Origin of the sequence: Hassallia byssoidea VB512170, from assembly GCF_000817785.2 — a bacterium.
Taxonomy (GTDB): Bacteria; Cyanobacteriota; Cyanobacteriia; order Cyanobacteriales; family Nostocaceae; genus Hassallia; species Hassallia carrinoi.
Genome location: NZ_JTCM02000004.1, coordinates 122,983 through 146,498, shown reverse-complemented (window position 1 = coordinate 146,498; position 23,516 = coordinate 122,983). Strand labels below are relative to the sequence as shown.

Below are 23,516 nucleotides of genomic sequence, written 5' to 3'. Positions count from 1 at the left end.
TTCCCAATACTAAATATTAAATAAAATTCGTGATTGGTTGACCTGGTTTGGCTTTTTTGAATTTTGTACCAGTTTCACCTGTAGCCAACTTTTGTTTTACCTTCATGTAAGCTTCATCAGGTAGCGCTACATAACCAACACTATCTACCCATTTCCAAGAATTTTCTAGATAGAAATTGACAAATTCTTTTACGGATGGTTTTTTATCCAGAGATTTTTTACTAACGTAGATGAAAAGAGGACGAGACAAAGGTGTATAGATATTCTTCACTACATTATCAACTGGAACAGGTTTTTCACACTTGCCTGTCGGACTTTCAACAGCAACTATATTTAGCTTATCTTGGTTTTGGATGTAATAAGAAATCCCTACATAACCAAGGGCATATTTCTCACCTGCAACTCCTTGGACAAGGTTATTTTGATTGTGACTAGGATTATAATCTGTGCGGCTGTTTTTGGCTTTACCTGTAACAGCTTGGCTAAAATAATCAAATGTTCCAGTATCCGAAGCCGGAGCGTAAAGCTTCATTTTTTCTTTGGGAAACTTTGGATTAATTTGATTCCAAGTTAATACTTTGCTATCTGATTTAGAACTCCACATTTTTTTGAGTTCTGCAATCGTCAGACATTTGGCAAAATCATTTTGACGATTAACAATTACGGCGATTCCATCCAACGCAATAGGTAATTCTACAAATTCAATCTTCTTTTTTTTGCATTTGGCTACTTCTTCATCTTTAATAGTACGAGAAGCAGCAACAATATCAATTTCCCCAGCGCAAAACTTGCTAACACCCCCACCAGTTCCACTGGAAGCAACACTCACTACAGCGTTATCGTTTTGTTTGTGGTATTCTTCTGCAACTGCCAGAGAAATAGGAAAACCTACCGCAGCACCATCAATACTTACCTGTTGTTGGCTTCCTTGATTGCTGCAAGCTGTCAGATATGATGTCAATATCAAAGATATAAAAGTGAGGCTTTTTTTCAACCTATTGCTAAAACTCATCGGCTTTTATCAATCCCACATTTAATATATAAAATGGTTGGTAGAATATCTAGGCTTTACTTTTAGCCTTAACTTGATCAAAAATTGCGCCATCCCCAAAGAATTTTTTCTGAAGAATATCCCATCCGCCTAAATCTTGAGCGGTAAATAAAGTTTCGATTTTGGGATACTGTGATGCCACTTCTTGGGTGACGGTGGGATTAACAGGACGATATTTTAAGAGCGCAAATTCGCGTTGGGCTTCTGTTGAATAAAGATAATCAACAAATGCTTGTGCAACTTCTCTTGTATTATGTTTATCGACATTTTTATCAACTACCACTACTGGGTTGTCGATGGAAATATTTACTGGTGGTACAACATAAGGTAATTTCGGTCCATTCGTTTCCGCTAAAATTACCTCATTTTCGTAGTTAACTAAGACATCCCCTTCATTTCTTTGGAAAAATAAATCGCTAGCTTCACGCGCATCTTTTGTCAAAAATGGAGCATTTTTATAAACTTTGGTAACATAATCTAATGCTGTTGCATCGTCACCTCCGGCTTGAGTCACCGAACCCCAAAAAGCTAGGAATTGCCAAATCGCAATCCCAGAAGTTTTCGGATCGGCAGCAATTACTTTCACCCCATCTTTTGCTAAGTCTGCCCAAGTATTAATACCTTTGGGATTGCCTTCGCGGGTCACAATTGCCGCTACAGACCTACTAACAATACCATTTCTTGGCGCTCTCGTTTCCCAATTTGATTTAATCAAACCTGCTTGTTGGATTTTATTCACATCCAAGGGAAGCGCTAGGTGTACTATATCTGCTTCTTGCAAACCCCCGATAACAGCAGCAGCCTGAGCGCCAGAACCACCATAATTAGTATCAAAAGTGACGTTTTGGTTATGTTCTTTCTTCCATTTCTGAATAAATTTCGGGATTATTTGGTCGTGAGCAGCTTTTGTAACAGAAAAGGAAACCAGCCGCAGTTTAATATCAGATTTAGAAGCTGAAGCATTTCCACAGGCAGTTATTGCCGTGCTTAAAATGACACCTACGGCAAATAGACATAGAAAATGCACACGCCTATTTGACCAGCTTTTTCTAATTCGTTCAGATAATATCAAGTGCAAACTTTTGATTACATAAGTCTGCATTTGGGCGATCGCTCTACCTACTGATTGTCTCAATTGCCATCTGCTCATAATACACCTTATATACGGCATCTTGAGCGAATTACCGTAGATTGTAAGTATAATAGAGTTTACCGAAGGAAAAAAGCAAGAGTTACATCTATATTTAACTTTTCTTAATATATCTTAATATTTTATTCATATATGGTTGAGTTTATATACGTAGGGTGCGTTAGCGCGAAGCGCTAACACACCCTACAAATACCTTAATATTGTCTTCATATATGGTTGAGTTCAGTCATAATGCTCTTATTAACGTAAGTTGCTAGTTATTATTCCATCGATTTTAGACCGAACCCGACAACGATTAAAATTGTTATCTAAAAGTACAAGAAGGGATAAACCGACTAACGCGATTGAGATTTCTAGTCCGTTTTAACGGACTTTATATATGAGACAGCGATTTTAATCGTTGTCGGATTGTAACTAGCAACGCCGGGTTATTAGCTTTCACTTGTTTTATTGAGAACTGACATATCTCGGATGCGCCAGCTATCATCTACACGAACCAAATTATATCTAACACGAACTTTTTCGTTATAAGACTTTTGCTGATTAATTTGCCCGTTATCATAAAACTCTGCTAACTCAGTTACCGTCGCGTCAACCGTCGCATTATTTTGGTCAGTTTCAGTCGTCTTTACAGATTCCACCTTTACAGTGTGGGTGTATTTGCGATAGCGGTTTTCTTCTTTATCCTCTTGAACAATTGCCTGCCATTTAGATAAAGTTGAACCGATTAAAATCTCCTCTAAACTGTCAACTTCATGATTGACTCCCAAAGCTGCGGATTTACTAGATAGCCAACTTTTAACGACTTCCTGTGCCGTGGTTTCTGTCAAAAGTCCTGGTGGTGACAGTGGCTTGCTATTTGGGTCAGGAATCGGTATTGGTGGTTCATTAAGTTGCACAGACAACTGTTCGCCTTTTAAAGATGGCGCAGGGGAGAACAGATTTTTTAATAATCCCAAAGATGAGGTGAGCAAAAACCACAAAACTACAATACCAGCAAAAGAGCCAAATATCATCCACACTAAGCGCGTTTTTCCTTCTAAGGAGTTAGGAAAACGCTGTGGTTGAGAATGAGCGGGTTTTCGTCTCCTTCGCTTATTCGTTTGAACGGGTGCATTAGCTTTAGCCGAACCATTCAAATTATGATTTGTTCTAGAAGCGATAGGTTCAGCACTCGCAACCTGTGCCACACTATTTTGTTCTGTTGCATTAACAGATGTAGATGTTGTAAAGCTGGGTGGTGAGTAGTTTGAATGAACTGATTTTACTTGAATTGGTGTTTCTAAAACTTCCCCGTTCTCTGTTGTGCTGGAGTGACGATAACTCGCAGTTGAATTACTGCGGTGGGGGTAAGTATTTGTTTGTGTTTGAAAAGAAAACTGCCGATTAGTTACAGTTTCATTGCTTTTTTGTACTTCCGTTGGCAAACCTTCTAAATAAGCTTGCACCTGTTCATCGGCAAAGTATTCTTTTAGAGAAGCTTGGTTATTTACCAAATCTCGAAAGTGAGGAAACACTTCGTTATGCAACCAACGTTCTCCGTATAAACACAGTCCCGGCAGCATGTCAGGAGAGTCTTGAGATTTTTCGCGAATAAAAGCTAGAGCTTCGTATTCTTGACTAAGTTCTAAAGAACGAGTTGCAAGTTCAGTTTGCCCCAAAAGTAAGGCACATAAAGACTGCTCTAAATGTACATCCTGACGCTTGCCCAAACGTGTCAGCATTTGCCTTGCTTGACGAATCAAAGCAGGTTGACGTTGAGCAAATCCCCGCGCTATTAAGGCATACACAGCCAAATATGTAGCGACTGCCGAGGGACGTTTACTTTCAGCTTCAAATATTTTCTGTTGTTCTGCGGCTGTTAAGTGGTAACGTAGTTGCTGAATAAATCGCAAAAAGTCATCTATATTTAAACCAGATTGGTCATTGCCAGTACCATCAATTCCCCCGCGCTCTTCTAAAACGTTTTGTAATAATTCCAAGCCTTGACGTCGTTCGGCGGTTTTTTCTTGAGGTAGTGCGAGTAATTCTAGAATTCGATATGGTCTTAATTTACAAAGGTCTGCTTGAATTTCCGATCGCACGCTGGGAAATAAATTTTCCTTAATTAACAAATCTTGACCTGTTTCTAAGGAAAGCGCTGCGTTTTCATAATGACCTTGCTGCCATTCTTCACGACCCAGTTCTAAACAGGCAAGGGCAACGGTGAGAATAATATCTGGACGTTCTGGACGTTCATGATATTCTTCGTTGGTCAGACTATTGACATTTGCGCCACTTACTGCTCCATTTTTATTAACCAGGTAGGGACGACCTAGTTTGACTACAAGTTCGTATTCGCCAAGCTCTTGCAGAATTAGTAAAGCACCAACTAATTCATCTTGGGAAATGTCAATGCCCAGACTTTTAGCTTCGGTAGTACCGTTGTTCTCAAAAGAGCGATTTTCGACTGCTACTGCACTAGTTGTCGTGCTTCCTTCCGGGTCGTAGACGTTTGCCAGATAAAGCTGGTCGTAGCTGCTACGTTCTTTGGGATTTGATAATACCACGATCGCTTCTTCTAAAAGTTGTTTTCTGGAAGTGATTGCACTTGACGAATACTCACGTCGCGGTAGTTGGACAATGCGATCGCTGTATGCTTGCCGCAATTGTTCATCACTTGCCGCCAACGGTAATCCTAAAATTCGGTAGTAATCTAGCGGAATTCGCACGGCTTACTTCCCCTGCTGCATGATCAACATCATTCATCTCGAGCATTCCCGGCATGTAAAACCGTGCCATCAGATTATCTTCTTGACACACCTTCATAGTGTGAAGTGAAAATAAATTTGTATACTACTTAATCTTTTGCCTTATTGCTGATTTTTATTAAATTTTTCCGGTTTAACTGATTTGTCATCAATTTTATACATTAAACAATACTACACCACAGCGTAGTACCATAAATCTTCTGCTCGCAGGAGTATAAATTTAACTATCGAGCGTGAGATCGATAGATTGTATTCCTGCAAACAATTCAGAGGTACTTTCCCCGGTAGTCAAAATAGAGAAGCACCGCTAGATAAATTTCATCTTGATAACAAGCGTAGCGTAGTATATCATGGCTTTGTTGTAAATACAACTCTTTACAGAAGTATATAAATTGCCGCCACCAATTTCTCAAAATTGTTAATCGATATGCAGAAATCTTTATATTCTGATTGATAATCTATAAGGGTGAGTGGTGAAAAGTCCAAACTGCGGAAGTTCCGCAGATGGTAACTTCCAAGGAGCAGTGAAAATTAAAAATCAAATTAAAAACTATTTACTTTTTAGCAGCCATTGAGAGTGAATTTGTAACTTGTTAACTCCAAACAACGTTATCTTTGTACAAGCTTACGCCGAATGTAAGCAACTTATCTAACATAGTAACTTTAAGTTTTACCACAGGGATACTAACAAAATAATGGTTCAAGAACGCACATTACCCACATTTACAGCGGCATCCGCGCAGATTACCAAAGAAGTTGGGTTACGGTTGTACGAAGATATGGTTTTAGGGCGCGTCTTTGAAGATAAGTGCGCCGAGATGTACTATAGAGGCAAAATGTTTGGTTTTGTCCATCTGTACAACGGTCAAGAAGCGGTTTCCACTGGTGTTATCCAAGCGATGCGACCGGGTGAAGATTACGTTTGCAGTACTTACCGCGACCACGTTCATGCTTTGAGTGCGGGAGTACCAGCAAAAGAGGTAATGGCGGAATTATTTGGTAAAGCCACCGGCTGTAGTAAAGGACGCGGTGGTTCGATGCACATGTTTTCTGCGGAACATCGCTTGCTGGGGGGTTATGCTTTTGTGGCTGAGGGTATTCCGGTAGCAGCAGGAGCTGCTTTTCAAAGTAAATATCGGCGCGAAGTTTTAAAAGATGAAAGCGCAGACCAAGTAACAGCTTGCTTTTTTGGTGATGGTGCGGCAAATAACGGTCAGTTTTTCGAGACGTTGAATATGGCGGCTTTATGGAAACTGCCGATTCTTTTTGTGGTAGAAAATAATAAGTGGGCGATCGGTATGGCTCACGATCGCGCAACTTCCCAGCCAGAGATTTACAAAAAAGCCAGTGTATTCAACATGGTGGGCGTGGAAGTAGACGGTATGGATGTACTAGCCGTGCGAGCAGTAGCCGAAGAAGCTGTTGCCCGCGCTCGTGCTGGAGAAGGTCCGACATTAATTGAAGCTTTAACTTACCGTTTCCGGGGTCACTCATTGGCTGACCCAGACGAAATGCGATCGCAAGCCGAAAAAGAATTTTGGTTTGCTCGTGACCCAATTAAGAAGTTAGCTAATCATTTAATAGAGCAAAATTTAGCATCTGCCGAAGAACTCAAAGCAATTGATCGCAAAATCACAGAAAGAATTGCCGAAGCGGTGAAATTTGCCGAAAGCAGTCCCGAACCTGATAGCAGCGAATTATATCGCTTTGTCTTTGCAGAAGACGAATAAAAGGGAATTGGGCATGGGGCATTGGGCATGGGGCATGGGGCATTGGGAATTGGGCACGGGGCATTGGGCATTGGGCATCGGGCATTGGTAATTTTAACTTCCCCTGCTCAAAAACTGCTCCCCCTGCCTCCCCTGCCTCCCCTGCCTCCCCTGCCTCCCCTGCCTCCCCTGCCTCCCCTGCCTCCCCTGCTCCCCCACTCCCCTACACCTCATCCGGGTTTACACCCAATTCTCTTAAACGCGCTGCCAAGCGATCGGCTCTTTGACGCTCTTGCTCGGCTCTTTGACGTTCTTGCACTGTCCTTTGACGCTCTTGTAGCATCTCTTCTCCTGGTGTTGATATCCAATTTCCATTGGCATCATACCAACGCAACCAGAGCCGCTCAATGCCTTGATAAGTACCTTGCCACAGTCCTAAACCTAGTTTTAAAGTTGGCATCCAAATACGTGTTTCCTCTAGGTTCATTTCCACATAACGGTCTGCCTGAAGCATAAAGGCTCTTAACCTATCTGTGTAGCGGTCAAAGACGATGTAATAAGGTACACGTAGAATTTGCTCATACACTTGCCATTTTGTCGGTGGTTCATCTACAGTGCGTAAAGTTTGCCCCAAATCTTCTTTTTCTGTACCAGGGGAAAGTAACTCAACTACCACAAAGGGGCTTACACCCTCTTGCCAAATTACATAACTTAAGCGTAAATCTCTATCTTCATATAATTTAGAGTTGCCAACTACTCCAAACCAGTCAGGACGCTTATACCACAAAGGATGACGTATATCGTAATAAAGATTTAAATCGCTGGCGACGAATACCTCATCTGGTCGATAATTAGGCGGATGAAAGGTTTCTCGCAAAAGTTGAGGTTGAAAATCATGAAATTCGTCGGGCAAACCTGGCTCCTTTGGATCTTCACTGGGAAGATCATACATCGTTGGTAGAACTTCTTTTGGAGGAAGAGGAGGGTCTACTTGGTACATAATAAGCAACAGAGATGACCAATTAGCTATAGCTTAACTGATAGTAGGCGACTGTTTGACTTGACTAATCATTACAAAAAGGAAAGCAATGTTTGCGATCGCACTTCAAGAGCAACAATACAAAACCTACGTCCTCAAGGACGAAAGCACTAATTCACAATTAGAGGTTGTACCGGAACGCGGTGGTATCATCACTAAATGGCGCGTCAACGGTGAAGAAATTTTTTACTTAGATACGGAACGCTTTACTAATCCGGAATTGAGCGTTAGAGGTGGAAATCCGATTTTATTTCCGATCTGCGGCAACTTACCGGATAATACTTACACTTCTCAAGGTAAGCAGTATACTCTCAAACAACATGGCTTTGCTCGCGATTTACCTTGGGATGTTACGAATCAAGTGACCCAAGATAAAGCTAGCCTTACCGTAGTCCTCAATAGCAACGAGCAAACAAGAGCGGTTTATCCTTTTGACTTTGAACTGGCTTTTACCTACCAGATGCAAGGTAATATCTTAGAAGTTCAGCAGAATTATACAAATAAATCATCTTCACCGATGCCTTTTTCTTTTGGGTTTCATCCGTACTTTGTGACGAATGATAAAACTCAGCTAGAATTTGAAATCCCTAGCAACGAGTATCAAGACCAAAAAACCAAGGAAATGCACTCTTTTAACGGTGATTTTGACTTCAACCGCGATGAAATTGACGTTGCTTTTAAACAGCTAACAAGTCAATCTGCTAGTGTGACAGACCGCAGCCGCAAGTTAAAATTGACTCTAGATTACGATGATGCTTTTCCGATTTTGGTTTTTTGGACGTTGAAAGGCAAAGATTTCTACTGTCTGGAACCGTGGAGCGCTGCTCGAAACTCTATCAATACTGGCGAACACCTGACTATACTTGAACCTGGAGCTAGTTGTTCGGCAACGGTGAAGTTGACAGCAAATTTTTTCTAAACCCCTTTACAAAACTATAGATAGATGTGGTAGAATGACAAAGTTGCGAGTTTAAAACTCAACGGGTCGCTAACTCAACGGTAGAGTACTCGGCTTTTAACCGATTAGTTCCGGGTTCGAATCCCGGGCGACCCATATTAAAGCAGTATCCTTAGATTTGAAGTAACTCGCGTGCGAACCGCCGCACCTTGCGATTCTCGCTTCCGCTATAAAGGACGAGGGGCGCGAACGCGCTTCGCTCGTATGTTGCGTTTGGGGTTTGTTTGAGAACCGTTGGGCAACTTTTATCACTTACGCGATCGCCTTTGATTGTTTATAGTTGACTTCTTGCAGTCACCAGTCCCTTATAATCAGGCTTGAAGGTGGTAAAGTTTTTCAGCATTAGCACCCGACACTAGTTATAATTTCCTATATAAAGTTGAAAAAAGTCTTAAGATTAGCGTAAAAATTGCGCTTGTCTCAAACCGACTAGCTGACTACCACATTAGGAGGACTATCTATGGCGCTCGTACCAATGCGGCTGCTGTTGGATCACGCGGCTGAAAACGGTTACGGCATTCCGGCGTACAACGTGAACAACATGGAGCAGATTCAGGCAATCATGAAGGCTGCTCTAGAGACAGATAGCCCGGTGATTTTACAAGCTTCTCGTGGCGCTCGTTCTTATGCTGGGGAAAATTTCTTACGCCACTTGATTTTGGCTGCGGTAGAAACTTATCCTCAAATTCCCATTACCATGCACCAAGATCATGGTAACAGCCCTGCAACTTGCTATTCGGCGATTCGTAACGGCTTCACCAGCGTGATGATGGACGGTTCGCTGGAAGAAGATGCGAAGTCACCAGCAAGCTATGAGTACAATGTCAACGTTACCCGCGAAGTGGTAAAAGTAGCTCACGCTGTAGGCGCCAGCGTTGAAGGTGAACTCGGTTGCTTGGGTTCTCTCGAATCTGGTATGGGTGAAGCTGAAGATGGTCACGGTTTCGAGGGTAAACTCGACCGAGATCAACTTTTAACTGACCCCGACCAAGCAGTTGACTTTGTAGAGCAAACTCAAGTAGATGCTTTGGCAGTTGCGATTGGTACTAGCCACGGTGCTTACAAGTTTACCCGCAAGCCGACCGGAGAAATTTTAGCAATCAGCCGAATTGAAGAAATTCACAGCCGTTTACCTAACACTCACTTGGTAATGCACGGTTCTTCTTCGGTTCCCGAAGATTTGCTCGCTATCATTAACCAATATGGTGGTGCAATTCCCGAAACTTACGGTGTACCTGTAGAAGAAATCCAAAAAGGTATCAAGAGCGGTGTACGTAAGGTAAACATCGATACTGATAACCGTTTGGCGATTACTGCTGCTGTGCGTGAAGCTTTGGCTGCAAATCCGAAGGAGTTTGACCCCCGTCACTTCCTCAAGCCTTCGATTAAGTATATGCAGAAGGTTTGTGCTGAACGCTATCAGCAATTTGGTACTACTGGTAACGCTAGCAAGATTAAGCAAATCTCTTTGGATGATTTTGCTGCTAAGTATGCTAAAGGCGAACTTAATGCTGTGACTAAGGCTACTGCTAAGGTTTAAGGTGAGATGAGCGCTGAAGCGCTCACTACGGCGCTCATTACGGGTTTTTCATATTAAGATTATTTAACCGGGTTGGAATATTACCCGGTTTTTTGGTGTTATTGGACGGTGAGGAAGGTTCTCATTCCGGCTTTGAAGTGTCCGGGTAAGTTGCAGACGATGAGATATTTACCGGGAGTTAAGTTAACTTTGAGTGTTTTTGTGACACCGCTTTTGAGGTCGTCTTCTTCAATCTCGCCAATTTCTTTTCCGGCTTTATCTTCGTCAAGCTTATCGCCTTCAAGTGGTAGCTTATCTAGTGGTAAGTCTGTTTTAATCACTACCATTTCGTGAGGAATTTTACCTTTGTTGGTCGTTTCAAATTCCACCGGTCCAGCTGGGACTGTTGACTGAGATAATTGAAACTTCATCTCTGTGGCAGTTACTTGAATTTTAGTGCCAGCAGTTGATGTAGCGTTTGGGGAATTAGAGTTTGTAGCGGTTGGGGAATTAGCGGGAGTTGTTTGTGCGGTGTCATTACCACATGCCCAAAGCAGTGAAACAACAGCAGTAAGGAAAAAAAACTTAATTGAAGTTTTCATTGGTTTACATACAAGTGCGATCGCCAAAGCACTAACTTTTTTCTTTCTAGAGATTGTGAGTTTACCATCCCACAAGGCGATCGAACTGTAAATTTTCGCAAATAACCAGCTAAATAAATACGCGATGTTGTAAGCTGGGCATTTGACGGCGAACTTGTTCTAGCCGAGAGAAATTGATTTCGGCGATCGCTACTCCCGGTTTTTCACCAGCATCGGCTAAAATCGTACCCCAAGGATCGATAATCATCGCGTGTCCGTGGGTTTGACGACGAGCGTAATTTACTCCAGTTTGCGCCGGTGCGATGACATAAGCGGTGTTTTCAATTGCCCGCGCTTGCAGTAATACTTGCCAATGATCTTTACCAGTAAAAGCGGTGAAAGCTGCCGGAATAAATAGAATATCTGCCCCTTTGTGAGATAAATGGCGGTAAAGTTCCGGAAAACGGACATCATAGCAAACAGAAAGTCCGATATTACCGAGTTTTTCGTCAAAATAAATCGGGGGTATTTGCTGACCAGCCATTACTGTACTAGATTCGCGGTAAGTATTGCCGTCAGGGACATTCACATCAAATAAATGTACCTTTTGGTAGTGGGCAATTTCTTGACCGTTGGGGTCGATGAGTGTGGAAGTATTGTAGACTTTGCCGATGTTATCTACAGGTACTGGATAGCTGCCGCCGAGAATGGTAACTTGATAGCGCTGCGCCATTTTTTTGAGGAATATTTCCGATTCTTTGGCGATCGCTTCAACTTGAGCAAGTTTATCCTTTTCTTCGCCCATAAACGAAAAATTTTCTGGCAAACTTACTAATTCCGCACCTTGATGGACGGCTAAATCGATAAATTCCTCTGCCTGTACCAAGTTTTTTTCCAGATTTGGCACACTGGTCATTTGAATAGCGGCGGCTAAGTATGACTTCATAAATCCAATAACGAACAGTGGAGTTGTAAGGGATAGATTATCAAATATATCTTTACTTTGGTAGTTGCAAAGACAGACTCTATCCCCATTGCTTTATCTTCCCTGAATTTATTAACCAACGAACACTTTGCGGAAACTTATCATCATCTTAATCTTGCTACGGGTTGTGGAAAAATTAACTAGTTTGAGGTTAGGTTGTTAGAAAACCTTGATAAAGTCTCTGCTGTGGATATTTCTGTTTTCGTTAAAACGTTTGTTGCTGTGTTTGTTCTTGCGGATGCAGTGGGTAATATACCGATAGTTTTAGTTCTGACTAAGGGGATGGAACCGCAGCAAAGAAACAAAGTAATAGATAAAGGAGTAGTGATAGCGATCGCTGTTCTTTTGGTCTTTGCTTTTGGCGGTCAATTCATTTTAAGTTATTTAGACGTCAGCATGGGGTCTTTGCGGATAGCTGGAGGACTGTTGCTGCTATTAATCGCTTTACAAATGCTTCAAGGTGAATTAGATACTCCTGTACTCGACCAAGAGAGAGATATCGCAATTACGCCGCTAGCTTTGCCATTGTTAGCCGGACCTGGTACGCTGACGACGGTAATGCTGTTAATGTCGTCAGCCGCCAATCCTAATTTAAGCGTGACGCTGGGGATTTTGTCGGCAATGTTTGTTACTTGGTTGATTTTGCGCTTCTGTAATTATATTGACAAGTGGATTGGTGCAGAAGGTGAGGTGATTATTACTCAACTTTTAGGTTTCCTGTTGGCTGCGTTGGCGATAGAGATTGGTAGTACGGGAATTAAGGAGTTGTTTTTGAGTTAGAGAGAACGAACCGCAGAGGGGCAGAGGACGCAGAGGAGGAGGGGAGGAGAGGATCGCTTAAAGTTGTTTATTTTTCTTCTCCTCCCCCACTCCCCCACTCTCCCACTCCCCCACTCTCCCCCTCCCTCCTCTCACCCTAATCCCAGCTGTTGCTTTAAGGCGTCTGGTACGTTAACTGCTGTATCTAACCCGCGCACATTTTGCCAATGTTGATTTTCATTCCAAGTCAACTGTTCTAAGTTAGCGTCGCTGAGGTCGGTATTGCCCAGAATGGCGTAGCTGAGGTTGCTATTACTGAGGTTGGCGCTGCTGAAAATAGCACCGCTGAGGTTGCTGCCACTGAGGTTGGCGCTGCTGAGGTTGGCGCCGCTGAAGTCTGTACCAAAGAGTACAGCTTCACTGAGGTCAGCCCCACTGAGGTCGGCATCGTTGAGAGTTACTCCACTCAAATCAGCTTGGTTGAGAGTCACTCCACTCAAATCGGTGTCGCTGAGGTCAGCACCTAAGAACATGACGCTGCTTAGGTTGGCATGATTTAGCTTGGCACCGTTGAGTTTGGCATAGCTGAGGTCAGCAGCTACGAGGATGGCGTCACTCAGGTTGGTGCTGAAAAGAATTGTGTCGCTGAGGTTGGTGCCGTTGAGTTTGGCGTTACTCAGGTCAGCACCGCTGAGGTCAGCGCGGCAAAGGTCGGCATGGTTGAGGTTGACGCCTTTGAGGTTGGCTTCGCTGAGGTTGGCACCAAAGAGGATGGTGTCACAAAGGTTAGCGCGGTTGAGGTCAGCATCCTTAAGGTTGCTGCTGCTAAGGTTGGCGCTACTGAGGTTAGCATTGCTGAGGTTGGTGCTGCTGAGGTCAGCGCTACTCAGGTCAGCGCGGTTGAGGTTTGCACCACTGAGGTTTGCACCGCTGAGGTTGGCGCTGCTGAGGTCAACACCGCTGAGGTTCGCATTGCTGAGGTTGGCGCCGCTGAGGTTGGCATCGCCGAGGTTAGCACCTTTGAGGTTAGCATTGCTAAAGTTGACGCCAGTTAAGTTGGCATCACCGAGGTAAGTGTTTTTTAGGTTGGCTTGGCTGAAGTTAGCGCCAGTTAAGTTAGCATCGCCAAGGTAAGCACCGCTAAAGTTGCCACCTCGCAGAAATTCCCCGACTATGTTGCTAAAATTGCCAATTTCAATGGCATCGCTATAGCTAATAATTCGCAGTAGTTGAGATGTGAAAAAATTTTCTTGACCTGGTTGGGAAGATGGATAAAAGTTAATTTTTTGCTTTAAGTCGTCTTTTGTTTGAGCATAACGGTGTAATTCTAAAAGCAAAATCATCACGTTTAGTCCGGTCTGTATGTCTATCTGTCGCAGTCCGACGGTAATGTTTTGTGCTTGCAACTGCAACATTTTTTTCTGAGGCAAGTTATCATCAGGTGCAGCATCGATAAATTCTCCTTGACACCATCGGCGATAAAAATTTTCTAAGCGCTGGAAAAGCAGCATAGGTCGAAATTCTTGACTGGTAGTCAGCAAGTCGATTACTTGTTCGACTATTTCTGGTGTCAGCGTGCCGTTGCCCAAAATATTGTAAATCTGCTCGTGTAGTTGGCGATCGCTATTATTAAAGCTCAAACCACTACCTGCTTTTGTCCATTCTTCTAAGCTTTTTTGCAGCTGTTCGGGAAATATAAATTCGTGCAAATTATTTTGGGAAAACTCAATACTTTTATCTTGTTCAAATATATTCTTTTCTAGAGGTAAAATTACTTCGGCTTCCACAGATGTTGTCGTTGGCATCTGTTGTAACTCTGTCCCCTGAAGATAAGTTATCAAACGCTTCCAGACTTGAGACAAATGTGCCATTATTGTGTCCGTAGTTACTATACACCTACTGATGATTTGATGAAGATTACCTAAAGATTTTTTTATGTTTTGCGGAATTAGTCTTTCTGGCAAATAGTATTATTTAGTACCATGATTTTTGAGGGAGTTCTAACTTGCTTTTCCTTTGGTTAAAAGTAAAATGTCAGATTGAAAAGTTTTTCGATTGTCAGTAAACTTTATCAATTTGGTCAAATTGCTATACTTTTTTTTCAGCATATTTCCAGATTCAATGTAAAAATAATACGTACTCTCTGCTACAAAGGCAATTGTTAGCAAAAATACTACAGCAAAAAAGTATAACAAAGCTCAAAATGTCGGTTAAAACTAAACTACAAGCTTTCTGCTTGATATTAAGCAGCTAAGACGTGTTTTTCATTGACATAAGTTAATGAAGCAACCTTGCTTCGCTGAAAAAAAATTAAAAATTAATTAGGGGGTCATTTTCAGGAATGGATCGAATGAACAGATTAACGTTTTGTGTGATTTTGTTGCATGGTTTGTGTCTATCAATTTACAGCGTTAGCGCTAAGTCACCGTCTGTTAATGCGGTCAGTGACACCTTTTTGCACAAGGGTACACCTGACTCACAAAGGTATAAGAAGACAGAAGTGACGGGTGGAGAGGCTTTTTCTGTTTCTACACCGCGCTACTCCCAGAAAGGAAATGCTAATTTAAACAATAAATTTGGGCTACCGAGAGAACAAGTATGGGTAATCGACAGTAACAAACACGCTTTGCGCCAGCCTTTTATTTGGGTCGTTAAAGACAACAAAAAAGCTGCACAGCAACCATTTTTACAAATCGGAAAAGTCCCCGACAAACCGGATGAAAAGCCTAATACTACCACCAAACCAACCAAAAAGGATGAATTGCAACAATTTGATGAGGTAATTAAAGACACCCAAAAACAACAGGGACTGTTTACCCTATACCGTAATAAAGACAAGAATAAAATTTATTTAGAAATTAAACCAGAGCAACTAAATAAAAATTATCTCGCCAATGCAACGCTAGAATCAGGGATTGGCGAACGCGGTATTTATAGCGGGATGCCTTTGCAAGATTTTTTATTTTACTTCCAACGGGTAAATAATAAGTTGCATTTTGTCGTCCGCAATGTTAATTTTCGTACTCGCGAAGGAGATCCACAAGCGCGATCGCTTGCCCGTTCTTTTAGTGATTCGGTTCTCTACACCATCCCCATCAAAAGCATCAACTCCCAAAGCAAAACTCTTCTCATCGACTTAAGCGACTTGCTACTTACCGACATAGCAGGAGTATCCGCGAGTTTGGGAATTCCCGCTAGTAAAGATGATTCCTATTTTGGTAACGCTAAAACCTTCCCGGCAAACATGGAAATTGAATCTATTTTAAATTTCACCGGCGGCGGGAGTAAGGACAAACCTGTACCAAATTTTGCTACACTAGCTGATGACCGTGGCTTTACCCTGCGGGTGCATTACAGTATTTCTCAACTACCAGAAAACAACTATCAACCGCGTTTGGCTGATGAACGTGTTGGCTATTTTATCACCGCTTATCAAGATTTATCTGACGACGATCGCGGCGATCCGTTTGTCCGCTACATCAATCGCTGGAAGTTGGAAAAACAAGATCCGAATGCGGCAATCTCTCCACCGAAAAAACCGATTGTTTTTTGGATTGATAACGCCGTTCCTCTAGAATACCGCGATGCAATTAAAGAAGGCGTTCTCATGTGGAATAAAGCTTTTGAAAAAGCTGGATTCCAAGATGCGATTCAAGTGCAGCAAATGCCGGATAACGCTGCTTGGGACCCGGCAGATATCCGCTACAATACTATCCGCTGGATTAACACGGTGGATGGATATTTTGCCCTAGGACCATCTCGCGTTAACCCGCTAACTGGGGAAATTTTAGACGCAGATATTTTAGTAGACGCTAGCTTTGTCCGCACCCTGAAAAAAGATTATCGCGATATTGTCCAACCGAGTCAAGGAGAAAATCGCACTTCTTTATCAGCGTTGATGCAAAATCGGCTGCTTTGCACCAATGGTTTAGAAGCTAACAATACTCCCAACCAAAAGCCGCAAGCTGAAAAGAAATTGTTAAATCGTTTATCGAAAATGGCAGGTGAGTACGATTTGTGCTATGGCTTAGAAGCTGCAAATCAATTTGCGATTGGGACAACAGCAATGTCACTGTTGCAAAACACACCCCCGACTAGCGAACAAGTAAAAGACTATATCCATCAATATATACGCTTAATTATTGCTCACGAAGTTGGACACACTCTCGGTTTACGTCATAACTTCCGTGGTAGTACTTTACTGCCTCCAGAAGAAATGAACAATACTAAAATCACTCGCAGCAAAGGTTTAACTACCTCGGTGATGGATTATATCCCCCCGAATATCGCACCTCCAGGAGTGAAGCAGGGAGATTATTTTCCAAATATGGTGGGACCTTATGATGAATGGGCAATTAAATACGGCTACACATCAATTCCAGCAACTACTCCCGCAGCGGAAAAACCCGCGTTGAGTGCGATCGCTCAACAATCTGACAAGCCTGAGTTAAGTTATTCTACAGATGAGGATGTGTCTGACCTCGACCCGACTGCCGATGCTTGGGACAATAGTAGTAATGTGCTGCTTTATTCGGAGTGGCAGTTAGAAAATTCTCGTGTAATGTGGGATAGGCTAAATAAGCGTTATCCCCTAGCTGGAGATAGTTACAGTGATGTGACGGAACGCTTTAGTACGGTATTAAGTAACTATTTTCAGAATATTTATTATACTACTAAATACATTGGAGGACAGTCTTTTTACCGAGTTAAAGGAGGCGATAGTCAAGGTAGATTACCGTTTGAACCAGTAACAGTAGAAAAGCAACGGCAAGCGTTAGCGACATTACAACAATATATGTTTGCAGAAAATGCGCTCACCTTCTCGCCGGAACTGCTGAATAAATTAGCACCATCGCGGTGGCGACATTGGGGTAGTAGAACTCGTACTGGGCGTTTGGATTATCCCATACACGATTTGATATTAAACATGCAGAGTATGGTGTTGCGAGAATTGCTATCAAGCGATCGCATTTCTCGACTCAGCGACATTGAACTTAAAAGTCCTCCTGGGAAAGCTTTGACTTTGCCAGAACTATTTGATACTCTACAAAATGGCATCTGGACAGAAGTTCTCAAACCAGACGGCAAGCAAATGAAAATTAGTAGTTTGCGCCGAGGCTTGCAACAAGAATATCTCGATTTGTTGACAGCGATGGTATTGCGAAAACAACGAGTACCCGAAGATGCGCGGACAATGGCATGGTATAAGTTAAAACAATTGCAAGAAAAACTTAATGGGGCAGATTCAAAAGACGAATATACGAAAGCGCACTTATTACAAACACGCGATCGGATCGACAAAGTTTTAAACGCCCCATTGCAAGGTAATTAACCACACCCGTGGGTTTCCTCGTTACCAGTCAGAGACTGGTAACGAGAGATCCTCCGCTCGATGGGTTTAGCAACCACCAGCCGATGTCACCCATTTGTGAGATAAGCCTACATGCATAGTTGAACCAGCAATTTCTTGTTCAGTGATGGTCGCTCCATTTATATTTGTATTATTAAATTCTGCTTCATTCAAATTGCTGCCAATCAAATTTGCCTTTTGAAGATTGGCTCCACTTAAATCGGCTCCACTCAATTCTGCCTCGCTGAGGTTAGCTCCAATCAAGTTTGCCTGCACTAAATTTGCACTCCGCAAATCAGCGCGACTCAAGTTAGTTCCCTCCAAGTTTACCTTAATCAGGTCTGCCCCAATAAAGTTTACCTCACTCAAATTTGCATCCTTTAAGTTGGCTCCATTTAGGTCTGCATCAGTTAAGTTTGACCGACTCAAATCCGCTCCACTTAAATCGGCTCGACTGAGGTCAGCTCCACTCAAATCGGCTCCACCTAAATTTACGCCTTTCAAATCCGCCAAACCACACGAAGACATTTAGAAGTTTCGTAGTGAGCGATTTATCGCTCAATTTAAAGCGCTGAAGCGCTTACTACGTAATTATTATTTTGCTAGAGTCTGTATGCTTGTCGATCGCTTGCTTCATAGAAATATATATCAACACGCTTAGACGTTCCGGTGGAACGTCTCTACAAACATATCGCCATCAAATCAAGCTTGATGTGGTGTACCATGTCCCAATAACTCAATAAGCTTAAGCTCAATTTTCTCTCTCACAAGCTGGTTGCCTTGTAAGTTAAGGTGAATGTGGTCTTGATAGATAGATTTTGGCTCTTTGATGGCGTTGAATGTCGGCAGATAATCTATATAAGTAATTTGCTGCGCTGCGGTAAAATCTTTGAGTCGCTGACGTGCGGTAATTTCATAATCTCGCGAACCTGGTTTACCAATTTCTCGCAGTAAGGGAGTCATCACTAACAGAAATTCACAGTTATTTTCACGAGTCAGTGCTTGAATTTTGCTAATTGCTTCGAGATTAATCCCGACACGATCGCCTTTCTCATTTTGCACTGCTTTCAATTCTGGAATTAACTTTTGTTTTCGTATTTGTCGTTCAAATACTTCCACCAACGCTAAAGCCGGTTTACTATCTGGATAGTTGCGATCGCGTCCCACTGGTAAAGATGTCGGAGCCGTAGCAAACAAATCATCGGTATTAATTAGTAACACCACCGCCTGAGCGTTGAAAGTTCCAAACCGCTGCAAATACGCTAATTCATTTCTCGGACCCCAAGAGTTAGCTGAAGCATTCAGCACTTCTACTTCCTGATATTTACCGAGATTTGCCCCACTCAAAGAACGCATCATTAAGCTAGAAATTGTATTATCTTGGTCTGTCCACCAGCCACCATTGGCGATAGAATCGCCTAATAGCAGCACCCGCAGCGTTGAGGGTGAACAAGTTTTTTCTATTGGCGCACTTCGCATAGAATACTGATTAATTTCAATGCGATTACCAAAACGACGAGTACGCTGATTTGGTGCTAACAAATAACCAATCTGCTCATCACCGATGTAAATTGGAGGATTGCCAAAACCAAAAAGCGATCGCAGTCCTACCTCTATCATTACAAACAGTGCGGCTAATACCATCAAAATTATTACAAGCGCAACTTTCACCTTTCAACGCCCTCAAATGATTCCAACAAAAGTTAGGGAGACATAAAGTAATAAATTCTACCAAAAAATCGGAAAAACAAGTTGCGATATATACTTAACTACTTCAATCTTGCTTAAATTCAGCTTTAAGTGTATTTACGGTAAATCTGACTGATTGATATCAGTCAGAAAATTGTCTCAGCCTTAATCTACGTCTAAAGACATAGGTAATATTAGGGATGTAAATTTTGCCCAGCTTTGCTGAAAATTAATTTAATTTTAGTTGCACATGCAAATAGAAAGACTACAATCAAAGCGGGCAAATGAGCACGCTTATCAAAGGAGGCGCACATCGCTATGTCCGACTTAAACCGAGGAATCATGAAGTTTAAGGGCGCAGATTCTCCAAAAGCGGTAACTATCTCTACCGTGCTGCTTTTGGGGTCGATCGCTGCTCTAATTATTTGGGCGCTGCAAGCTGCCTATGCGATAAACTAAGGATATTAGCAGCTGTTGAGGGACACTCGCAAGGAAAGTTTGCCAAATTTAAAGTTCTGACCAATTTATCTTTGTCTTAAGTGTTTCTCACCAGCTACCTAAAACGCTCTGAAAATAATTTATAAAAATTTTATATTTTCGAGTTGAAATTTCACATATAAGAAGTTAAATCTGGCTATCGTGAAAACAGGGTGTGAAATGTATTCTAGATGCGATCAACACAGTAACGCAGTTAAGCTTAAACGCACGCGTCTACCTATATTATTTTTAAATTACTTATAGTACTTGACTTCGGTTTCAACCCCCAAGTATTTATATTTATTAATTTATGTAACTCTTATCGGCAAAGGCATCCAAAATTTTAGATGCATCTGCCCTTGGTTTCTATATGAAAAAATCGCCTTTGTTGACGGCACAAAGAGCCAAGACTATAAATCTCAAACCCACAATCCACAATGTTTGAACTCTGGGGTGCCTTAATTATTTTAATTGCCTGTCCCCTCCTGGGGGCACTACCGCTAATTGACTGGATTACCCAAGCTTTAAATGGGCGGCAATTAGCACACGTAGGTACTGGTAATATTAGTGTTTCAGCCGCATTTTATCACGGTGGCAGACTAATAGGAATTCTCGCGGTATTGTCAGAAGCGTTGAAGGGAATTGCCGCTGTCTTACTTGCCCGTGCTTTCTTTGGAGAGGGATCGGCTTGGGAATTGATTGCCCTGATTGCCTTAGTAGTAGGACGATACTGGGTAGCAAAAGGTGCTGGAACGACAAATGTTGCTTGGGGATTTGCCGTACACGATCCGCTGGTAGCTGGATTTGTGCTTTTTCTGGTAACTATTACTTTTAGTGTTGTTCGCAACAAAAAATTGGTAAAATACGGCGTTTTGGTATTGTTTCCTTTGCTTGTCACACTTTTGCACGCTCAGGATTTACCGAGAATCATCGCTGCTGTCGCTTTAGCGGTGTTACTTGGCTGGATTTATAAACGAATTCCGGATGACTTGAATTTACCAACCGAAAACGCGCAAAGAGATTCGCAAGCAGCTAATAAATTTTTGCGCGGTGAGACAAATATTGTTTCTTTAGATGACGATTTGGATGCTGCGTTATTCGGACAAAAGGCAGCTACTTTATCTCAAATTAAGCGCTGGGGTTATCCAGTGCCGAAAGGGTGGGTACTGGCGCCTTCTGACGACGCAGAAGCATTAGTAGAAATTATGTATCCTTCAGAATTATCGCCTCTGGTGGTGCGTTCCTCGGCGATTGGGGAAGACTCAGAACAAGCTTCTGCTGCCGGACAGTATGAAACAATTTTAAACGTTACCAACAAACAAGAGTTGCGAGAAGCGATCGCCCTAACTCAAGCTTCTTACAATCAACCAACTGCGATGCAATATCGACGCGATCGCGGTTCCCAAGAAGCAGCAATGGCAGTGCTAGTTCAACAACAAGTCCAAAGTGTTTATTCTGGGGTAGCTTTCAGCCGCGATCCGATTACCCGACAAGGAGAAGGAATCGTCATTGAAGCTTTACCAGGAAGTCCGACGCAAATCGTTTCCGGACGAGTTACACCAGAACAATATCGCGCTTTTGTCGTCGAAACCGAAAATTTTAAGTTTGTGCAATTAGAAGGTTCAGGACAAGTACCACAAGCTTTACTTAAACAAGTTGCTTACTTATCCCGACATTTAGAAGAACGTTTTCACGGCATTCCCCAAGATATCGAGTGGAGTTATGACGGTCAAACACTTTGGATATTACAAGCACGACCTATCACCACTTTACTACCAATTTGGACTCGCAAAATCGCCGCCGAAGTAATTCCCGGATTGATTCGTCCCTTAACTTGGTCGATTAACCGTCCTTTAACTTGCGGTGTCTGGGGAGAACTTTTTACAATCGTTTTAGGCGATCGCGCAGAAGGATTAGACTTTAAAGAAACCGCCACACTTCACTACTCTAGAGCATATTTTAATGCATCCCTCTTAGGGCAGATTTTCTTAAGAATGGGTTTACCGCCGGAAAGTCTGGAATTTTTAACCAGAGGTTCCAAGATGAGTAAACCGCCTTTGGATTCTACCTTAAAGAATCTACCCGGACTGGCGAAGTTGCTCAGACGCGAATTAAATTTAGAAAAAGACTTTAAGCGCGATTATCACAGAAGATTTGTGCCTGGTTTGTCGCAGTTGACGCAGGAATTTATCGATGACTTCGATCCGCCGAGATTGTTAAAGAGAATTGACTTTATCTTAGAATTGCTGCGAATTGCGACTTATTACAGCATTTTAGCACCTTTGAGTGTAGCGCTGCGTCAAGGAATTTTTCGCGTAAAAGATGGCAAAATTGATAACAGCGTCACACCAGAAGTAGCAGCAATGCGCGAACTGAGTGCATTAGCCGCAGATGCCAAACAGGTATTACCTTCAGTCGAACCACAGCAAGTATTTGAGCAATTAGCACCAACCCCAGAAGGGCAGAAAATTTTACAACAATTCGACGAATTGCTTCAAGATTACGGCTATTTAAGTGAAGTCGGAACTGATATTGCCGTTCCCACCTGGAAGGAAGATCCCCAAGCGATAAAGCAGTTATTTGTGCAGTTGATGCAGGATAACCAACCGCTGATAGATAATTTAGAAGGAATTTATAGCCCGCGAAAACAAAAGAAAAAGCGAGGATTTGTACAGCAGCGCGTGGATCTCAAAGGACGAGTTACTGAGGTATACTCGCGCTTGTTAGGTGAGTTGCGCTGGTGTTTTTTGGCTTTGGAGAAGATTTGGTTACAAGCCGGCTTGTTGAAGGAAAAAGGGGATATCTTTTTTCTGGAATTGAATGAAGTGCGGCAATTGATAGAAAATTGGGATGCTCGATTAATTTCGCAGTTGCAAGAGTCAGTGTTAGTTAGGCGATCGCAACTCACAGAAGACAGTCAATTAAATCAAATACCTCTTTTAGTTTACGGCAATGCTCCCCCCGTCCCGCTAGCTCTTTCTAAGTTAACCTCCGATCAAATATTACAAGGTATTCCCGCCAGTCACGGACAAGCCGAGGGAAGAGTCAAGGTGTTGCGGAATTTACAAGATATACCAGAGATTGACCGAGAGACGATATTGGTAGTGCCTTATACCGATTCCGGCTGGGCACCGCTATTAGTCAGAGCCGGTGGCTTAATTGCCGAAGCTGGTGGAAGATTATCTCACGGGGCGATCGTCGCTCGTGAATATGGTATACCAGCCGTGATGGATGTCCGTGGTGCTACCTGGTTGCTGCAAGATGGTCAGCGAGTCAGAATTGATGGCTATCGCGGCATTGTGGAATTATCTAATGATTTAAGACCGTAGTAAGCGATTTATCGCTTCCTTGTTCCCAGTCTGAGACTGGGAACAAGTTTATAGTTAGCCAGTAGGGTGCGTTATGCAAAAGTGCTAACGCACCTAAATCTTGTAGTGCGTTAACGAAGTAACGCACCCTACAAATTATGTGTCCCAACTAGGGACATCATATGAGAACC

17 protein-coding genes and 1 tRNA gene are annotated in these 23,516 nt (G+C 42.5%); 9 read left to right on the top strand and 9 right to left on the bottom strand.

Features of this window, described 5'->3' with window-relative positions:
- Window positions 1-16 precede the first annotated feature (16 nt).
- The 3 genes from PI95_RS03480 to PI95_RS03470 form a co-directional block, all read right to left on the bottom strand.
- Complete coding sequence (locus PI95_RS03480; protein WP_039752684.1) at window positions 17-1,012, bottom strand: PstS family phosphate ABC transporter substrate-binding protein; 996 nt, start codon at window positions 1,010-1,012, stop codon at window positions 17-19.
- A gap of 49 nt (window positions 1,013-1,061) precedes the next feature.
- Complete coding sequence (locus PI95_RS03475) at window positions 1,062-2,201, bottom strand: sulfate ABC transporter substrate-binding protein (RefSeq protein ID WP_039752683.1); 1,140 nt, start codon at window positions 2,199-2,201, stop codon at window positions 1,062-1,064.
- A gap of 431 nt (window positions 2,202-2,632) precedes the next feature.
- The gene (locus PI95_RS03470; protein WP_039752682.1) at window positions 2,633-4,912 is read right to left on the bottom strand and encodes an IMS domain-containing protein; all 2,280 of its coding nucleotides are present in this window, start codon (window positions 4,910-4,912) and stop codon (window positions 2,633-2,635) included.
- Between the two features lie 734 nt (window positions 4,913-5,646).
- Here PI95_RS03470 and pdhA point away from each other — a divergent pair.
- On the top strand, window positions 5,647-6,681 hold the full coding sequence (gene pdhA / locus PI95_RS03465) for a pyruvate dehydrogenase (acetyl-transferring) E1 component subunit alpha (RefSeq protein WP_039752681.1): 1,035 nt from the start codon (window positions 5,647-5,649) through the stop codon (window positions 6,679-6,681).
- 202 nt (window positions 6,682-6,883) lie between these two features.
- Here the strand turns inward: pdhA and PI95_RS03460 are convergent, their stop codons facing one another.
- Window positions 6,884-7,660: a Uma2 family endonuclease gene (locus PI95_RS03460; RefSeq protein WP_039752680.1), complete on the bottom strand. Its 777-nt coding sequence runs from the start codon at window positions 7,658-7,660 to the stop codon at window positions 6,884-6,886.
- Window positions 7,661-7,748: 88 nt separating this feature from the next.
- Here PI95_RS03460 and PI95_RS03455 point away from each other — a divergent pair, with 88 nt between their 5' ends.
- The 3 genes from PI95_RS03455 (at window position 7,749) to fba (ending at window position 10,197) form a co-directional block, all read left to right on the top strand.
- Window positions 7,749-8,618, top strand: a complete 870-nt coding sequence (locus PI95_RS03455) for an aldose epimerase family protein (protein WP_039752679.1) — start codon at window positions 7,749-7,751, stop codon at window positions 8,616-8,618.
- Window positions 8,619-8,681: 63 nt separating this feature from the next.
- Window positions 8,682-8,753 (top strand) — tRNA-Lys (locus tag PI95_RS03450).
- A 364-nt stretch (window positions 8,754-9,117) separates the two neighbouring features.
- The gene (gene fba, locus PI95_RS03445; protein ID WP_039752678.1) at window positions 9,118-10,197 is read left to right on the top strand and encodes a class II fructose-bisphosphate aldolase; all 1,080 of its coding nucleotides are present in this window, start codon (window positions 9,118-9,120) and stop codon (window positions 10,195-10,197) included.
- Window positions 10,198-10,295: 98 nt separating this feature from the next.
- Here the strand turns inward: fba and PI95_RS35530 are convergent, their stop codons facing one another.
- Window positions 10,296-10,628 (bottom strand): plastocyanin/azurin family copper-binding protein, encoded by a 333-nt coding sequence (locus PI95_RS35530; RefSeq protein ID WP_336507019.1) that lies wholly within the window; start codon window positions 10,626-10,628, stop codon window positions 10,296-10,298.
- 4 nt (window positions 10,629-10,632) lie between these two features.
- On the opposite strand from PI95_RS35530, the gene PI95_RS35525 reads away from it, so the two are divergent.
- Entirely contained in the window at window positions 10,633-10,869 is a 237-nt protein-coding gene (locus tag PI95_RS35525) for a hypothetical protein (protein ID WP_236116908.1), read from the top strand.
- 18 nt (window positions 10,870-10,887) lie between these two features.
- Here PI95_RS35525 and PI95_RS03435 read toward each other — a convergent pair whose 3' ends face one another.
- Complete coding sequence (locus PI95_RS03435; protein WP_039752676.1) at window positions 10,888-11,703, bottom strand: carbon-nitrogen hydrolase family protein; 816 nt, start codon at window positions 11,701-11,703, stop codon at window positions 10,888-10,890.
- A 225-nt stretch (window positions 11,704-11,928) separates the two neighbouring features.
- Between PI95_RS03435 and PI95_RS03430 the strand changes: the two genes are divergently transcribed.
- Window positions 11,929-12,522: a MarC family protein gene (locus PI95_RS03430; RefSeq protein ID WP_039753941.1), complete on the top strand. Its 594-nt coding sequence runs from the start codon at window positions 11,929-11,931 to the stop codon at window positions 12,520-12,522.
- Window positions 12,523-12,653: 131 nt separating this feature from the next.
- Here PI95_RS03430 and PI95_RS03425 read toward each other — a convergent pair whose 3' ends face one another.
- Entirely contained in the window at window positions 12,654-14,372 is a 1,719-nt protein-coding gene (locus tag PI95_RS03425) for a pentapeptide repeat-containing protein (RefSeq protein WP_039752675.1), read from the bottom strand.
- Window positions 14,373-14,851: 479 nt separating this feature from the next.
- On the opposite strand from PI95_RS03425, the gene PI95_RS03420 reads away from it, so the two are divergent.
- Window positions 14,852-17,833, top strand: a complete 2,982-nt coding sequence (locus tag PI95_RS03420) for a zinc-dependent metalloprotease (protein ID WP_039753939.1) — start codon at window positions 14,852-14,854, stop codon at window positions 17,831-17,833.
- Window positions 17,834-17,899: 66 nt separating this feature from the next.
- Here PI95_RS03420 and PI95_RS03415 read toward each other — a convergent pair whose 3' ends face one another.
- Together PI95_RS03415 and PI95_RS03410 are read right to left on the bottom strand one after the other, a co-directional pair.
- The gene (locus PI95_RS03415; RefSeq protein ID WP_163518566.1) at window positions 17,900-18,379 is read right to left on the bottom strand and encodes a pentapeptide repeat-containing protein; all 480 of its coding nucleotides are present in this window, start codon (window positions 18,377-18,379) and stop codon (window positions 17,900-17,902) included.
- Between the two features lie 174 nt (window positions 18,380-18,553).
- The gene (locus PI95_RS03410) at window positions 18,554-19,522 is read right to left on the bottom strand and encodes a GDSL-type esterase/lipase family protein (RefSeq protein ID WP_039752673.1); all 969 of its coding nucleotides are present in this window, start codon (window positions 19,520-19,522) and stop codon (window positions 18,554-18,556) included.
- 360 nt (window positions 19,523-19,882) lie between these two features.
- On the opposite strand from PI95_RS03410, the gene PI95_RS35010 reads away from it, so the two are divergent.
- The gene (locus tag PI95_RS35010) at window positions 19,883-19,999 is read left to right on the top strand and encodes an RNA polymerase subunit sigma (protein ID WP_236116912.1); all 117 of its coding nucleotides are present in this window, start codon (window positions 19,883-19,885) and stop codon (window positions 19,997-19,999) included.
- Window positions 20,000-20,454: 455 nt separating this feature from the next.
- A complete protein-coding gene (locus PI95_RS03405; RefSeq protein WP_039752671.1) occupies window positions 20,455-23,346 on the top strand; it encodes a glycerol-3-phosphate acyltransferase in 2,892 nt (963 codons plus the stop codon).
- The last annotated feature ends 170 nt before the right edge of the window (window positions 23,347-23,516 follow it).

Bases quoted from the DNA above. Each gene is read 5' to 3' on its own strand.
- PI95_RS03425 (WP_039752675.1), bottom strand. From the start codon at position 14,372: ATGGCACATTTGTCTCAAGTCTGGAAGCGTTTGATAACTTATCTTCAG.
- PI95_RS03460 (WP_039752680.1), bottom strand. From the start codon at position 7,660: ATGTACCAAGTAGACCCTCCTCTTCCTCCAAAAGAAGTTCTACCAACG.
- PI95_RS03480 (WP_039752684.1), bottom strand. From the start codon at position 1,012: ATGAGTTTTAGCAATAGGTTGAAAAAAAGCCTCACTTTTATATCTTTG.
- pdhA (WP_039752681.1), top strand. From the start codon at position 5,647: ATGGTTCAAGAACGCACATTACCCACATTTACAGCGGCATCCGCGCAG.
- PI95_RS35010 (WP_236116912.1), top strand. From the start codon at position 19,883: ATGAAGTTTAAGGGCGCAGATTCTCCAAAAGCGGTAACTATCTCTACC.
- PI95_RS03405 (WP_039752671.1), top strand. From the start codon at position 20,455: ATGTTTGAACTCTGGGGTGCCTTAATTATTTTAATTGCCTGTCCCCTC.
- fba (WP_039752678.1), top strand. From the start codon at position 9,118: ATGGCGCTCGTACCAATGCGGCTGCTGTTGGATCACGCGGCTGAAAAC.
- PI95_RS03455 (WP_039752679.1), top strand. From the start codon at position 7,749: ATGTTTGCGATCGCACTTCAAGAGCAACAATACAAAACCTACGTCCTC.
- PI95_RS03435 (WP_039752676.1), bottom strand. From the start codon at position 11,703: ATGAAGTCATACTTAGCCGCCGCTATTCAAATGACCAGTGTGCCAAAT.
- PI95_RS03475 (WP_039752683.1), bottom strand. From the start codon at position 2,201: ATGAGCAGATGGCAATTGAGACAATCAGTAGGTAGAGCGATCGCCCAA.
- PI95_RS03415 (WP_163518566.1), bottom strand. From the start codon at position 18,379: ATGTCTTCGTGTGGTTTGGCGGATTTGAAAGGCGTAAATTTAGGTGGA.
- PI95_RS03420 (WP_039753939.1), top strand. From the start codon at position 14,852: ATGAACAGATTAACGTTTTGTGTGATTTTGTTGCATGGTTTGTGTCTA.